This window comes from Flavobacterium sp. (assembly GCF_028712645.1).
Taxonomy (GTDB): Bacteria; Bacteroidota; Bacteroidia; order Flavobacteriales; family Flavobacteriaceae; genus Flavobacterium.
Map to the genome: position 1 here is coordinate 1 of NZ_JAQTPQ010000067.1, position 15,189 is coordinate 15,189.

10 protein-coding genes and 1 pseudogene are annotated in these 15,189 nt (G+C 31.1%); 9 read left to right on the forward strand and 2 right to left on the reverse strand.

Annotation, left to right across the window (positions count from 1 at the left end):
• The 9 genes and pseudogenes from PHC28_RS06935 to PHC28_RS06975 form a co-directional block, all read left to right on the forward strand.
• Positions 1-324, forward strand: a pseudogene (locus PHC28_RS06935) (glycosyl transferase family 2); the annotation flags it as partial.
• The gene (locus tag PHC28_RS06940) at positions 325-1,746 is read left to right on the forward strand and encodes a glycosyltransferase family 39 protein (protein WP_300097634.1); all 1,422 of its coding nucleotides are present in this window, start codon (positions 325-327) and stop codon (positions 1,744-1,746) included.
• A gap of 15 nt (positions 1,747-1,761) precedes the next feature.
• Positions 1,762-2,451, forward strand: coding sequence for an RluA family pseudouridine synthase (locus PHC28_RS06945; RefSeq protein ID WP_300097638.1), 690 nt, complete (start codon positions 1,762-1,764; stop codon positions 2,449-2,451).
• A 102-nt stretch (positions 2,452-2,553) separates the two neighbouring features.
• A complete protein-coding gene (locus tag PHC28_RS06950; protein ID WP_300097641.1) occupies positions 2,554-3,861 on the forward strand; it encodes a DUF5723 family protein in 1,308 nt (435 codons plus the stop codon).
• 34 nt (positions 3,862-3,895) lie between these two features.
• Positions 3,896-5,224 carry an aldehyde dehydrogenase gene (locus tag PHC28_RS06955; protein ID WP_300097645.1) on the forward strand — a complete coding sequence of 443 codons (1,329 nt, stop codon included), beginning with the start codon at positions 3,896-3,898 and terminating at the stop codon, positions 5,222-5,224.
• A 191-nt stretch (positions 5,225-5,415) separates the two neighbouring features.
• Complete coding sequence (locus PHC28_RS06960) at positions 5,416-6,210, forward strand: hypothetical protein (RefSeq protein ID WP_300097647.1); 795 nt, start codon at positions 5,416-5,418, stop codon at positions 6,208-6,210.
• A gap of 669 nt (positions 6,211-6,879) precedes the next feature.
• Positions 6,880-10,365: a PAS domain S-box protein gene (locus tag PHC28_RS06965; protein ID WP_300097650.1), complete on the forward strand. Its 3,486-nt coding sequence runs from the start codon at positions 6,880-6,882 to the stop codon at positions 10,363-10,365.
• 54 nt (positions 10,366-10,419) lie between these two features.
• Positions 10,420-11,280 carry a neutral zinc metallopeptidase gene (locus PHC28_RS06970; RefSeq protein WP_300097653.1) on the forward strand — a complete coding sequence of 287 codons (861 nt, stop codon included), beginning with the start codon at positions 10,420-10,422 and terminating at the stop codon, positions 11,278-11,280.
• A 155-nt stretch (positions 11,281-11,435) separates the two neighbouring features.
• Positions 11,436-12,722 (forward strand): DEAD/DEAH box helicase, encoded by a 1,287-nt coding sequence (locus PHC28_RS06975; protein WP_300097656.1) that lies wholly within the window; start codon positions 11,436-11,438, stop codon positions 12,720-12,722.
• A 58-nt stretch (positions 12,723-12,780) separates the two neighbouring features.
• Here the strand turns inward: PHC28_RS06975 and PHC28_RS06980 are convergent, their stop codons facing one another.
• Both PHC28_RS06980 and PHC28_RS06985 read right to left on the reverse strand, forming a co-directional pair.
• On the reverse strand, positions 12,781-13,386 hold the full coding sequence (locus tag PHC28_RS06980; protein ID WP_300097660.1) for a transposase: 606 nt from the start codon (positions 13,384-13,386) through the stop codon (positions 12,781-12,783).
• 74 nt (positions 13,387-13,460) lie between these two features.
• The gene (locus PHC28_RS06985) at positions 13,461-14,906 is read right to left on the reverse strand and encodes a HEPN domain-containing protein (RefSeq protein ID WP_300097663.1); all 1,446 of its coding nucleotides are present in this window, start codon (positions 14,904-14,906) and stop codon (positions 13,461-13,463) included.
• Positions 14,907-15,189 lie beyond the last annotated feature (283 nt).

Sequence of the window (15,189 nt, forward strand, 5' to 3'; positions counted from 1 at the left end):
ATTTCTAACATTCTTGACATCAAGGTTTATGATACCCAATGTGGTAGCAAACTGTTTACAAAAGAAATCTCTGAAGAGTTATTTCAAAAGGAATTTATTTCAAGATGGTTGTTTGATGTTGAAATATTTTACAGAATGATTCATTTTTTTGGCAAAGAAAAAGCTATTGAAAAAATGCGAGAAGTTCCCTTGAAACTATGGGTGGAAAAAGGAGATTCTAAAGTTAAATTCACTTACGGATTTAAACTGTGGTTTGATTTATTTGAAATCAGCAGGAAATATAAAAAAATAGCAAAGAATACCACTAACTCAAACTTATTGTAAATGTTATCCGAAAAGCTTAAAAATAATTCCTTTGTTCTATCTATATCCGTAATTCTTATTGCAATTTTCAGATTATTACTGACGGCAACAATTCCATTATTGGATAAAACCGAAGCAAGATATGCCGAAATCGCAAGAATTATGCAAGAAACAAACCAATGGGTTAGTTTACAAATAGATTATGGCATTCCGTTTTGGGCAAAACCACCATTATCTACTTGGCTTTCTGCAGCGAGTTTTACTGCATTTGGAATCAATGAATTTGCCTCAAGATTCCCTTCTTTTTTGCTAAGTATTCTCTTGATTGTTATTGCTGGAAAAATGGCGAAAAAGAGTGGCACTTCATTTTATCTACCAGGTTTTATTTTATTGACAATGCCTGAATTCCTGATACATACAGGAGTTGTTTCAACTGATACTACTCTAGAATTCTGTGTTGCCATAATGATGATTTCCTTTTGGCAAACGATGAAAAGTGAAACCAAAACCTATTGGAATTACCTATTTTTTGTTGCATTAGGATTTGGATTTTTGGCAAAGGGACCGTTAATAATTGTACTAACTTTTCCACCACTTTTTTTATGGTGTTGTTTAGATATCAAAAGATTTCGAGACCTTTTTTCTAAATTTTCTATCATCATTGGAATTCTTATAACGGCTATAATTGCCATCCCTTGGTATTATTTTGCAGAGAAAGAAACTCCAGGTTTTCTTGATTATTTCATAGTGGGAGAACACTATAAACGCTTTATAGAACCTGGATGGAAAGGTGATTTATATGGAAGTGGGCACTCACAACCAAAAGGAATGATTTGGGCATTTATTTTTGTTTTTGGTCTTCCGTGGATACAAATTGTATTTTATAAATTATGGAAAACTAGAAAAACAATTTTAAAAAATAGTTGGATTTCCTTCTTGGTTTTATGGCTGCTTTGGACTCCCCTATTTTTCACACTTTCTAAAAATATTTTGCATACTTATATGCTTCCTGTAGCATTTCCAATAATGTTTTTAATCGTGTATTGGTGGGAAGATTTTACAAAAAAGAAACTCATAATTCGCATTGCATTGATTTTTCCTGCAATCGTTTTTATCGCTTATTTCGGACTGTTTGCTTCAGGAAAATTAGATCAATATATGAATTCTGATAAATATCTTTTAGAAAACATAAAAATCAAAACCGAAAACAAAGAAATCCCTTTGTATTATTGGAAAGATAAAAATTATTCAGGGCAATTTTACACCAACGGTAAGTCCAAAGTGGTAAAAACCGAAGTTCAATTAGATTCGATTTTAACCTTGAACAAAAAAATATTTTTTGTAATTCCAACAAAAGATAAGAAAGAAATTCCAGAGCAGTATTTTGAAAAAATGAATTTGGCGACAAGCAACTATAAAACTTCAATTTTTGTAACCAAATAAGAAGCTAAATAATCAATGAAAATACTTTCCGACAAAAATAACCTCCAAATCTTGCACGAAGACAATCATATTATTGTGGTTAACAAGCGTGTGGGAGATATTGTACAAGGTGATAAAACGGGTGACAAACCCCTTTCCGAAGTCGTGAAAGAATACATTAAAGACAAATACAACAAACCTGGCGAAGTTTTTCTGGGCGTAGTTCATCGATTGGACAGACCAACTACAGGAATCGTGGTTTTTGCCAGAACCAGTAAAGCTTTGATGCGATTGAATGACTTATTTAAAAATCGTGAAACTCAGAAAACCTATTGGGCAATTGTAAAAAACAAACCTCAAAAACCCGAAGATAAGCTCGTTCATTTCCTGAAAAGAAACGAGAAAAACAATACTTCAAAAGCGCACATCAACGAAGTTCCCGAAAGTAAAATAGCAAGTTTAGATTATAAAGTCATCAAAGAACTAAATAATTATTTTGCCTTAGAAATCAATCTTCATACTGGAAGGCATCACCAAATCAGAGCACAACTTTCAGCAATTGGTTCACCTATAAAAGGCGATTTGAAATACGGTTTTGACCGAAGTAATCCTGATGGTGGCATCCATCTACACGCCCGAAAATTAGTTTTTATTCATCCTGTTTCTAAGGAAAATACAATCATCGTGGCTCCAGTTCCAAATGATGTGATTTGGAATGCTATATGATTTAAAAAATTGTATCTTTGAGTTAACCAAATCAATTAAATTTAAATCAAACATTGTATGAAAAATCTATCTATTATAATTTGTTTCATTACATTTTTTAATATGTCAGCTCAAGACCATTTCTCTGGTATGAAGACTTCACGAAGAGTCGGAATTTTAAATGCAGATATTAACCCCGCTGAACTTTCTAATTTAAGTTCTAAATATGAAGTCAACTTTTTCTCATTAAGTTTTAACATCTCTAACAACAAAGTTGGTTTCAGCGACATCGTGAATGGGAATAATATTGAAGATTTAATTTTCAAAGGAAATGAACCAGTTAATATGCGTATTGATGCTGAAATTTTCGGACCTGGATTTGCTATGAAAATTAATAAATGGTCTTTAGGTCTTACTACCAAAGGATATGCCCAGTTAAATCTTGTTGATGTTGACCCTAATTTGGGTGATGCTATCAATTCTGGAATAAATAATATTATTCCTGGTTCGACTACGATTATAAATAACGACAATAATCAACGTTTAAATGGAACCAGTTGGGGCGAAGTTGGATTTTCAGCAGCACGAAATTTATTCGAAAATGAAAAACATAAATTAAATGCTGGTGCAACTATCAAATTATTATTTCCAGATTCTTATACAAATTTAGGTTTAGATAAATTTCAAGGAACAATAAACACTCTTGCAACTGAAGCTTATTTAAATAATACTCAGGCCAATCTAAATATTGCATATTCAGAAAATTTAAGTGGAAGCAATACTAATTTCAGCGATTATTCAAAATCTATTTTTGGAAATTTAAATGGTTTTGCAGTCGATTTAGGTTTGAATTATCGATTGAAAGACAAAGATGATTACAAAATAAATGCGGGGTTATCTGTCAGAAATATTGGTGCAATGACATTCAAAAATACAGGAAACTCTTCTACAAACTATAATTTAAAAATACAACCAACAATTGCAAACCCGAACGGACTGGCTTTAAGTCAATTTCAAAATATTGGAAGCCTTAGTGATGTTGAAACCATTTTACAAAACGATGGCTACTTGACAAAAACTGAATCAAACACAGATTTTAAAGTAAATTTACCAACGATTTTATCGCTTTATGCTGATGTAAAAGTATATTCAAAATTTTATCTAACTCTTTACACACAACAAAAATTAAGAGATAATGGTGAAAACAATCAAATCATCACACAAAATGTAATCTCGATTACTCCTCGATATTCTCTTAAAAATTTTGAAGTATATTCGGCTTGGGCAAATAATGAAATCTCTGGAACTACAGGTGGTTTAGGATTTAGAGCTTATGGCTTTTATTTAGGTTCCAGTTCCATTGTAACTGCATTAGTAAGTGATACAAAACAAGCAGATTTTTATATAGGATATAGACTTGGATTAAGATAAGATGCCATAAATTATGTGAAATTAGAAATTAATTATGAGTTACAAAATAGATGTAGGATTCAGGAAAAAAACCTTGATAAAACTGCTAAATGCTGTCATTGTCTATGAAAACGAAATAATTCAAGCTTTATACGACGATTTCAAAAAACCAGCTTTTGAAGCAGTGCTAACTGAAACCAGTTATGTGATTTCGGAATTAAAAGATACCATCAAGAATATAAAAAGTTGGGCAAAACCCAAAAGAGTTTTTCCATCTTTATTAAACTTTCCTTCAACCGATTTCATTTATAAAGAACCTTACGGCAAAGTGTTGATACTTTCCCCTTGGAATTATCCTTTTCAATTAGCTCTTTGCCCTTTAATTTCGGCTGTTGCTGCTGGAAATCAAGTTGTATTAAAACCATCGGAATTGACTCCGAAAACATCCGAAATAATTGCCAAAATAATCAGTAAAGTTTTCGAAAAAAATCACGTTGATGTCATTGAAGGCGGAATTGAAGTTTCGCAAAAATTACTTTCTGAACGTTGGGATTATATCTTTTTTACAGGAAGTGTCGATGTGGGTAAAATTGTAGCAAAAGCTGCCGCTGAAAATCTAACTCCTGTAACTCTAGAACTTGGAGGGAAAAACCCTTGTATTATTGACGAAACTGCAAATTTGAAACTAGCAGCTAGAAGAATTGTTTGGGGGAAATTTATGAATGCTGGTCAAACTTGCATTGCACCTGATTATATCTTGATTCAAAAAGATATGAAAAAACATTTTGTGACTTATTTAAAAGAAGAAATTACCCAAGCTTATAGCGAAAATCCAAGTGAATCTCCTGATTTTGCTAGAATTATAAATACCAAAAACTGGCAACGATTAGTCGATAGAATTGATCCTGAAAAAGTGCTATTTGGAGGTCAAACCAATATTGAAAATTGCTATATTGCCCCCACTCTCATTGACGAAACTTCAATAGATACTTTAATTATGAAAGAAGAGATTTTTGGACCAATATTACCCATTCTTACTTACGAAAATGAAGCAGAAATTGAAGCCATAATCTCCAAATATGAAAAACCGTTAGCATTATATGTCTTCACAGAAAATCACGCTTTTTATAAAACAATCATTCAAAAATATTCGTTTGGAGGAGGTTGCATCAACGATACAGTTGTTCATTTTTCGAACAAAAGATTGCCTTTTGGAGGTGTTGGTCACAGCGGAATTGGTGCCTATCACGGAAGTTTAAGTTTTGACGTTTTTTCCCATAAAAAAAGTATTGTAAAAAAAGCAAATTGGTTAGATTTGCCAATGCGCTATGCACCTTATAAAGACAAATTAGCAACAATTAAAAAAATATTGAAATGGTTGTAAACTGCACAGTTGCAATACTTATATATTTACCACGAATTAAACAAATTTTCGCAAATTGATTCGTTTTAATTTACTTCGTCTGTTAGCAACGGTCGAGCGTGTGCTTCGTGGTTAACTTGTTACAACCTAAAAATAAATAAAAGTGCATAGTTTTAAACTATATTTGAGACCAATAAAAAAAACAATAAAATATGAGCCCAATAAAAAAGAGAATTGAAGAAATAAAAAACAATGGTTACCAACTGGATTTTGGAAATGTTTTTGAACACGCTTTCGAAAATTATAAAAAAATCGTTTTGTATGCTGGTTTAATGCTTTTAGTTTATATAATTTTATTAATAGCACTTATGATTACTGGTATCATCAATTACATAGGAATAGATAATATGGAAGCATTTAATGAAAATCTTAAAAATTTTAAATCAATAAAAGATATTCCATTGAATATTTTATTGCCTCTTGAAGCTGGAATAATATTACTTTCAGGATTTCTAAGTCCTTTTTATGCTGGATTTCTTAAAATGGCCGATTGCGGAGAAAAAGACGAGGAATTTCATATATCGTCGATGTTTGCCTATTATAAATCGCCTTATTTCGCAAACATTTTAATCTCAACTTTACTACTTTCATTTACAAGTTCAGGTCTTGCATTTCTTCTTGAACTTGCCGGAATTCAAACTATTGGAACTTTAATTTCTTTGACTATTTCCTTTCTAACATTCTTGACAATTCCTTTTGTTGTATTTGGAAAATTAAATGCATTTGACGCCATAAAATCAAGCATTATAATTGTTTCTAAACAACCTTTGGTTCTTTTAGGATTATTAATAGTAGCAATTATTGGAGCAGCAATTGGAATATTTGGATTATGTATTGGGCTATTTTTTACAATTCCGTTTCTGTATTCAATGGAATATACCATTTATTCTGAAATTATAGGAGTTGATTCTGAAAGTGAATTGGTAGAATCAGATTCGATATTATAGTTTTTTTTAAATAATTTTATCAATTTATCAATTTAAAAAAATATATTTATAACAAAAAAGACGAGATCCCAAATCTAATCTTAATAATAACCTACAAAGCCTACAATAATGCCGTGTAATCAAATACCAACATTTATTTCCAACTTAAATGATTATTATTTTGTTTCGAACAATATATTTATCACCCCTTTCTTTTTTAAAACTGAATTAGTTGTAAACAATCACTTATTTGAAATTGTTGCCCCTTTTTTAATTTTTTTTGCTTTTATATTGATTTATAAGTTTTTAGAAATTAAATCTTCATTTAAAAATAAATATATAGCAACCCTGACAAAAGGGGATTCAAAAAACAAAGAAGCCCAAATCTATCTTTTGTATTTGGGAATTATAATTCCGATTCTAGAAATTACATTCGAATTTTTCAATGTAAGATCAAAAAGTTTATTAATCCCAAATTGTAGTTTAGGGGCTTTCTTCTTGGCGGTATATTTTATTAGCAAAAAATCTCCTTATGTTTTTCAAAATTTACAAAACATTTTTAAGGTTATTTATATAATCACTTTTTGCCTAATATCTAGGAATTTAATTTTCACGCCCTCTGACATAATACCAATTATTGGTTTTATAATATGGTTTTTCTTTTCTTTTGATATTCTTAAACCTCTAAAATTGTACTGGTTTTTTGTCTTATCGGTTTTTGTCTTCATTTGTATTCTTTTCTTTTTTGAAATAACCCCAGTAAGATCAACAACCATATTATTTAATTACTCTTTAATAATACAAGTCATCAATTATGTTCGACATAAATCGCTACTAAGCATTAGAGACAAATTTAGATTTACTAATGAAATTGTAAATAATGGTAGCTCGCTAACTATTGCTACGAATACAAAAGGTGAAATTTCTTTTTGTAGCGAAACAATTACCTCCATTTTAGGATATACTCCAGAGGAAATTATGGGGATGGAATTTTGGAAACTTACCGAAGACAAAGAATTTAATGTTAAAAAATATTGGGAAAATTATACTGATGAAAGATTGTATGTTAGGAAATTAAAATGCAAAAATGGGGAATACAAATACATTCAATGGAAAAATAAAAAACACAGCGAAAATCTAATAATAGGAATAGGAAATGACATCACTAATGAAATAAACCATCAAAACCAATATCAGAATTTAGTTCAAAATGCAACCGACATCATTTTTGAAGTGGATAACCTAGGGAATTTTACTTTTATAAATGACTTTACAATCAAAACACTTGGCTACAAACCTGAGGAAGTCATCAATAGAAATTTTTTGGAATTTATCCGAAAAGATTACATCAGTAAAATGAATGATTTTTACCTGAATTTACCTTTGAATAATAATGATTTTTCAACTATTGAATTTCCTACGATAAAAAAGAACGGCCAAGAAATTTGGATTTCTCAAAAGGTAATAATAAGGAGAAATGATTCTGGTAAAATTGTTGGTTTTTCTGGAATTGCCAGAGATATTACACTTTTAAAAAATATTGAAGACGAAAATCATAAACGTCAAAAAAAAATAGAACGCTATAATAAGGCAATTAAAATTTTATTGACAACAAATTTTAGAAACTATAAAAATTTTGGCGAAGCAACCGAAATAATTATTGAAGCAGCTGCGAAAGCCTCTAAATGCAATAGGGTTAGTTTTTGGAAATATACTGAGGATGCCATCATACGTAAACGATTGTATAACCTAGACGAAAATAAATATGAAGAAAAAGTTATTTTAAACAGAGACAAATTTCCAATATATTTTGAATCGGTAAAAACTAAAGCTCAAATTGTTGCGACAAATGTTTTCGATAAATGGGAAGTGTCAGAATTCAAAGAAGGCTACTTTACCCGAGAAAAGATTAAGTCAATGCTTGACATACCCGTTTTTACTAATGGAGATTTAGTTGGAACTATCAGTTTTGAAACTACAAAAGTTCAAAGAAATTGGGACAATGAAGATATTAATTTTGCAAGATCAATATCCGACATCATTTCATTAGCTATTTTATCAAAAAGGAGATATGTGGCAGAAAAAAAGCTGAAATATAAAAGTGACCTCTTATCTGCAATGACATTGTGTACCGAAAAATTTCTGTCGAGCAAAAGCATCAATGAAATGTTTATAGCAACCTATGAAATAATGGGGAAAGCCACAAAAGCAGATCACATTTTTTATTATGAGCTAGATTTCAACACTAAGTTATTTAGCCAAAAATTCAAATGGTCAAAAGAAGGTATTCCTTCCCAAATCACTAAATTAAGAAAATTCTCTTATGAAAATTTCAAAGAAATTGTAGCTAATGCAAAAAATAAAAAAAGTTTTAAATCTATTACAAGCCAACTCGAAGATTCCTTTTTTAAAGAATTATTAATAGCCAATGAAATCAAATCCATCCTAATCATACCCATCTTTCTTGATAATGTATTTTCTGGTTTTATCGGTTTTGATGATTGTAGCAAAGAAAAAAAATGGTCTGAAGATGAAATCAATATTTTGCAAACACTTGCCAATAATATTACTTCAGTATTGGAAAGAAATAGAAATGAAACTATATTAAATGAAAGCCAAGAAAAATTTCGCTTATTGGCTGATAATATTCCAGGCACAGTTTATTTATCTAATATTGACAAAAATTGGAGCAAAATTTACATTAATAATGAAATAGAAAACCTAACAGGATATGCTCAATCAGAATTTATTGAAAGTAAAATAAATTATATTGATTTAATTCATCCCGATGACAAAAAAGAGGTTCTAAATGCTGTAAAAAAATTAGTTTCAGAACATAAAAAAATTCAAATTGTTTATCGAATTATCCACAAAAAAGGCCATATTGTTTGGGTTGAAGAGTTTGGAGACAGCATTAAAAAAGATAATTTAATTAGTTATGTAGGAGGAATATTCTTTGATATAACCAATAAAAAAAAGGCAGAAGAAGCACTAATTTCAAAAGAAATAGCAGAAGCTGCTAACAAGGCAAAATCAGAATTTCTTGCTAATATGAGCCATGAAATCCGGACTCCGCTGAATGGAATAATAGGTTTTACTGACTTACTTTTGAAAACAAATCTCGAAAAAGTTCAGGAAAAACACATGATTACCGTAAATCAATCGGCTCTTTCCTTATTAGATATTATCAATAATATTCTTGACTTTTCAAAAATAGAAGCTGGAAAACTAGATTTATTTATTGAAAAATGTGAAATTAAGGAATTACTAAACCAAATAATCGACTTAATATCCTACGAATCCAAACAGAAAAACTTAAAATTAGAACTGCTTATATCCAAAGATATTCCTAAATATTTTTGGATTGATATCGTTCGACTAAAACAAGTATTAATTAATCTTCTAGCAAATGCGGTAAAATTTACTGAAAAAGGGATGGTAAAACTAGTCGTTTCTGTTCAAGAAAAAACAGATGATTCCAATACTAAAATTCGTTTTTCTGTAATAGATTCAGGCATTGGAATACTAGAAGAAAACTGGAATAAGATTTTTAAGGCATTTTCTCAAGAAGATAATTCAACAACCAAAAAATATGGAGGAACTGGTTTAGGATTAAGTATTTCTAATCAATTATTGGCATTGATGAATAGTAGTCTTCGTCTTGAAAGTAAAATAAACGTTGGAAGTACTTTTTATTTCGATTTAGATTTAAAAACCAGTAATCAAACAACTGACGAGAAAATAAAAATTGAAAATCCAGTAGAAAACAATATTAAAAATAGTATTAAAACGAGCGAACGCTTAAGAAAATTAAAAGTACTAATTGCCGAAGACAACAAAATCAATATGTTATTATTGAAAACAATCATTAAAAACATATTTATTGATGCTACCATTTTTGAAGTTTTTAACGGTAAAGATGCCGTTAGCCAATTTGAAACTATAAATCCTGATATTATTTTTATGGACATTCAAATGCCAATTATGAATGGTTATGAAGCAACAAAAGCAATAAGAAATACAACCTTAGGAAAAAATATTCCTATAATTGCTGTAACGGCAGGAACTGAAAATGAAGAAAAAATAAAATGTCTAAAAATAGGAATGAATGATTATATCTCAAAACCCATAGCAAAAGGTATTATTGAAGAAACAATCATCAAATGGTTAATTTGATTGAATTGAAAAATTAAATATATTTATAAAAATTTTCAACTAAAATATACTCCTATGAAATGGATTAATAGAAGACAAAGCGATAATGTTGATGATAGACGAGGAATGTCAGGTGGTGGAAAAGCAGCACTTGGTGGAGGAATTTTAGGAATTGTCATCTTACTATTAAATGCTTTTGGTGGCGAAAATGTTCAAATGATTACGCCAATATTAGAGGAATTCAATCAACAACAAAATACTCAAACAGAAACTAGAGCTTTAACTCCAGAAGAAATAAAAGAAGGTGAATTTGTAAAAACCCTTTTGGCTGACAACGAAGATGTTTGGACTAAAATATTCGAAGAAAACAACCTCACTTTCGAAGCCCCAAAGTTAGTTTTATTCAGCGGTCAAGTGCAAACTGCTTGTGGTGGAGCGAGTTCCGCTTCGGGACCTTTTTATTGTCCCGGCGACAAAAAAATATATATGGATATGAGTTTCTTTGAAGAACTGAGAACAAAATTTGGTGCCGAAGGTGGCGATTTTGCAGTGGCTTATGTTTTGGCACACGAATTTGGTCATCACATACAAACTCTACTCGGAACTTCTGATAAAGTGCGCCAATTACAAGAAAACCGAAGCCAAAAGGAAGGAAACAAATTATCGGTAGCTCTAGAATTGCAAGCCGATTTCTATGCTGGACTTTGGACACATTATAACGAAAAACAAAATGCAGTTCTTGAACCTGGAGATATTGAGGAAGCCTTGAGTGCTGCAAATGCTGTTGGTGACGACGCTATACAGAGAAAAATGCAAGGGCAAGTAGTTCCTGATTCGTTTACTCACGGAACTTCTAAACAAAGAATATATTGGTTTAACCGTGGTTTTAAATCTGGGGATATTCGTAAAGGAGATACTTTTTCGGAGGTTAATTAATAATAATTTAGATTTTAGTTTAGAATTTAGGTCTAAAAATATTTAATTTTAACAAAATCAAGTATTCAAAAATCAAATAGTAAAAATTAGCAGTACCTTCGCGCCAAATTAAAGAAGTACTCAAAATAATAGTGTTTACTTCATAAACACCATTTATGTCATTCAACTCATTAGGATTATCGGATGCTTTATTAAAAGCCATCACCAAAAAAGGATACACAACTCCTTCTCCAATACAACAAAAAGCAATTCCACCTATTTTAGAAGGTAAAGATGTTTTAGCTTCAGCTCAAACAGGAACAGGAAAAACAGCCGGTTTCACATTACCAATTTTACAATTATTATCACAAGGAAAACACTTAAGCCACAGACCTATTCGTGCCTTAATATTAACTCCAACACGAGAATTGGCAGCTCAAATACTTGACAATATCAAAGAATATAGTGAATTTGTCGATTTGCGCAGCACCGTAATTTTTGGAGGTGTAAACCAAAATCCACAAGTAAGTCAATTGCGACAAGGTGTCGATATTTTAGTCGCCACTCCCGGTAGATTGATCGATTTGCAAAATCAAGGTTTAATAACGCTTTCCAAAGTAGAAATCCTAGTTTTGGATGAAGCTGATAGAATGTTGGATATGGGATTTTTACGAGATATTGAACGTGTCATAAAATTACTGCCTTCAAAAAGACAAAATTTGCTATTTTCGGCAACTTTCTCTAAAGACATCAAGAAATTGGCAATGGGTATTTTGCACAACCCCGTTTTGGTTGAAGCAACACCAGAAAACACTACAGTTGATGCCATTATTCAAAAAGTGTATCCTTGTGCCAAAGAGAAAAAAACAGAACTAATTATTAAACTTATTTCCGAAGGCAACTGGAAACAGATTTTGGTATTTACCCGTACCAAACAAGGTGCCAACAAACTAACCGAAGCTATGATTTCTGCCGGTATAAAAGCAGCAGCCATTCACGGGAACAAAGGTCAAGGCGCACGAACCAAAGCTTTGGCAGGTTTTAAAGACGGAAGCCTGACGGCTTTGGTTGCCACAGATATTGCCGCTCGAGGTTTGGATATTCCATTATTACCGCACGTTGTCAATTTTGAATTGCCCAATATTCCCGAAGATTACGTGCACCGAATTGGAAGAACCGGAAGAGCTGGAGCAAGTGGAGAAGCCATTTCGCTATTTAGTCCAGACGAAACCGTTTTTTTACGTGATATCGAAAAATTGGTGGGTTTAAAATTACCAAAAGAAAACATCAAAGGTTTTGAGCCAGATCCCAACGCTTCAACCGAACCGATCAAACAAGGACAAGGAAGACCACAACGCAATTCAACACCGAAAGCAAAACCTGCTAATTCATCAAGAAGTGGGAATAATAGTTTTGGCTCTAGACGTCCGAGTCAAAATAATGATAGACGCTCTAATAGATAATTCCACGCTCCGCAAAGTCTCCGACTTTGAGGATGTGATAAAAGGTCTCCGACCTTCGTTACCAATTATAAATAGTGCTAATCGATTGTGGTTTCAAAACATCTATTACCGGATTATCAACTTTTGTAATTGCTATAATTCCACTATCTTCAACATAATTGGAAGCACTGGAATAAACATAATGAGAAGCTTTGGCAACAATTCCTGCACAAACAGGATTCAAATGAATATAATCCAATTTCGACCAAAAGAACTTTTCTGAAAAAATTTCTTCGGGATGATTTCCATATTGCCAAAACTGATATTTTTCATTTCGGCTATGGCTTTTGCAAGCAAATTCAAAACGTTTCAGCATCCAATCGGCTCTACTTTCTGGCTCAGTTTCTATTTTGTTCAAAATGGTCTTTGCCGTAAACTTCTTGAAATCCCGAATCAAATCGGATAATTTACTGTTTTCTGACTGAATGATTAAATGAATGTGATTGGACATAATTACAAATCCATACAAAATCATTCCTTTATTTTTTATACAAAAATCCAGGCTTTCGATGACGCAATCTTTATAGGTTTTTCTAGAAAAAACATCAACCCAGTCCACAACCGTAGCGGTTATAAAATGCGCTTTGGATTGATCTCGAATTATGAATCCTTCTTTGTCTTTCATTTTGTCTTTTTTAAGGTCAGTCAGAGACTGAAAAACACTACCTCAAAGTCGGAGACTTTGCGGAGCCTTGGGAATTAATTAAAAACTCTTGATGATTTATTTATAAATAACTGATTTAGCAATTCTTTATCAAATCCCACTTCAATAAGAATAGCTCCAATTAAAAGTCGTTGCAGTTTTAAATATAATTCCACTAAATCTAAACCATCTAAAGCATTCTTTTTCCCTTCAGGATCAAAATGCGTAAGATAATTCCTTGTATGTTTTACCTGTTTTATGAAAACTTCAGTATCCCCAATAAAACTAGAAACTGATGGTATTGAATACTGTTTAATAAGCTCACGCAATCTCATTTCTAAAATGAGTTTATTATTGAGTTGCATATTTACCCACTTAAATAAATCAACATCATTTAATGAATCTTCGATTTTCTTTTTCTTCTTATTAAATTCAGCTCTTGGTAAAATCCTAGAATGCTTATTTTTTATATTTAACAAAAGATGGAAGCTCTCCGCCGCTTGTGCTAAATTCAAAAAGAAAACATCAATTATTTTTTCATTCATATAAAAATGATAAAATATTAAATTAAAAGTAGCATCCAGTCTCTTATAATTTTCGAACCAATTTTTAATTATTAAAGGGAAATTTTCTTTTATATCATCATAAGTGAATAACATTTGAAAATGAGTTTTCGGAGTTTTATTGACAATGCTTTTTCGATGACTAAAATACAATTTAACTCGTTTCTTAATTTGAATGTATTCTGTTTCACCTACTCTAACATCTTCAAATATTTTATCACATATTAATTCAATGTTTAAAGGATTGGTATTTGTATATAATGAAATAACCAAAAAGTTTTGAAACTTAAATAAACAATGAATACAATCAGTAAGTGATAATGAAGCTTTTGATAATAATGTTAAATAAGTAGTTTGCTTTAGAGAATATTCTTTTTGAAATTGAGATGTTGACGATTTAGTTACATTAAATCTAAATGCACCACTTAAGTCATCATTAATTTTAAAGTCTATAGGCTTTGGTTCTACATAATTTAAATTAAGATTTAAGCTATCGTCCATTTCAAAATTAGTATCAATATTTGAAAATCCGTGTACACCAAGCCATTCATCAAGATTAAAAATTTCAGATAAAATTTCATCAAATGATAATTCATTATAATTTTTAATATGCGCACCTTCAAATATAAACTCTACTGCATAACTACTTGATTGTTGACCGCTCAAATTACGCCTTCTCAATCTCAATCTCTGCTCAGGATTTTTTGGTACACCTCTTAAATTCTGAATGTAACATTTATGCAAAGTAATTTCAGTCCCGTCAAAGGTTGTTCCTAAAATAAAATCTATATTATCAGTGTTTTCAAATTCATAAAAACTTCCAAATAATTCAAGTAAGCTATATTTCTCATTAGGCTTAAACGTTAGAATACCTTTAATTTTGTTATCTAAATTATCAGGTAGAAACCATTCACCTTTAAATACTATTTCTTTATTCATTAAATTAGTTTTAAGTAAATATAAATTTAGAACTCGCTCCGCAAAGTCTCTGACTTTGTGGATGCGTTCGTCAGTCTGTGGCTGACATAAAATTAAACAACCCAGCTCCGCAAAGTCTCCGACTTTGAGGATGCGTTCGTCAGTCTGTGACTGACCTAATAAATTAAACAATCCAAAATAAATTCGGTTGAAAACCGAAAATCACTACCTCAAAGTCGGAGACTTTGCGGAGCATATAATCTAAAACTACCCCAACCAACCATCTCTATCCAAACTTCTGTAC

What these genes read in the sequence shown, in the direction of transcription:
- PHC28_RS06940 (WP_300097634.1), top strand. Translation starts at nt 325, where the DNA reads ATGTTATCCGAAAAGCTTAAAAATAATTCCTTTGTTCTATCTATATCC.
- PHC28_RS06945 (WP_300097638.1), top strand. Translation starts at nt 1,762, where the DNA reads ATGAAAATACTTTCCGACAAAAATAACCTCCAAATCTTGCACGAAGAC.
- PHC28_RS06950 (WP_300097641.1), top strand. Translation starts at nt 2,554, where the DNA reads ATGTCAGCTCAAGACCATTTCTCTGGTATGAAGACTTCACGAAGAGTC.
- PHC28_RS06955 (WP_300097645.1), top strand. Translation starts at nt 3,896, where the DNA reads ATGAGTTACAAAATAGATGTAGGATTCAGGAAAAAAACCTTGATAAAA.
- PHC28_RS06960 (WP_300097647.1), top strand. Translation starts at nt 5,416, where the DNA reads ATGAGCCCAATAAAAAAGAGAATTGAAGAAATAAAAAACAATGGTTAC.
- PHC28_RS06970 (WP_300097653.1), top strand. Translation starts at nt 10,420, where the DNA reads ATGAAATGGATTAATAGAAGACAAAGCGATAATGTTGATGATAGACGA.
- PHC28_RS06975 (WP_300097656.1), top strand. Translation starts at nt 11,436, where the DNA reads ATGTCATTCAACTCATTAGGATTATCGGATGCTTTATTAAAAGCCATC.
- PHC28_RS06980 (WP_300097660.1), bottom strand. Translation starts at nt 13,386, where the DNA reads ATGAAAGACAAAGAAGGATTCATAATTCGAGATCAATCCAAAGCGCAT.
- PHC28_RS06985 (WP_300097663.1), bottom strand. Translation starts at nt 14,906, where the DNA reads ATGAATAAAGAAATAGTATTTAAAGGTGAATGGTTTCTACCTGATAAT.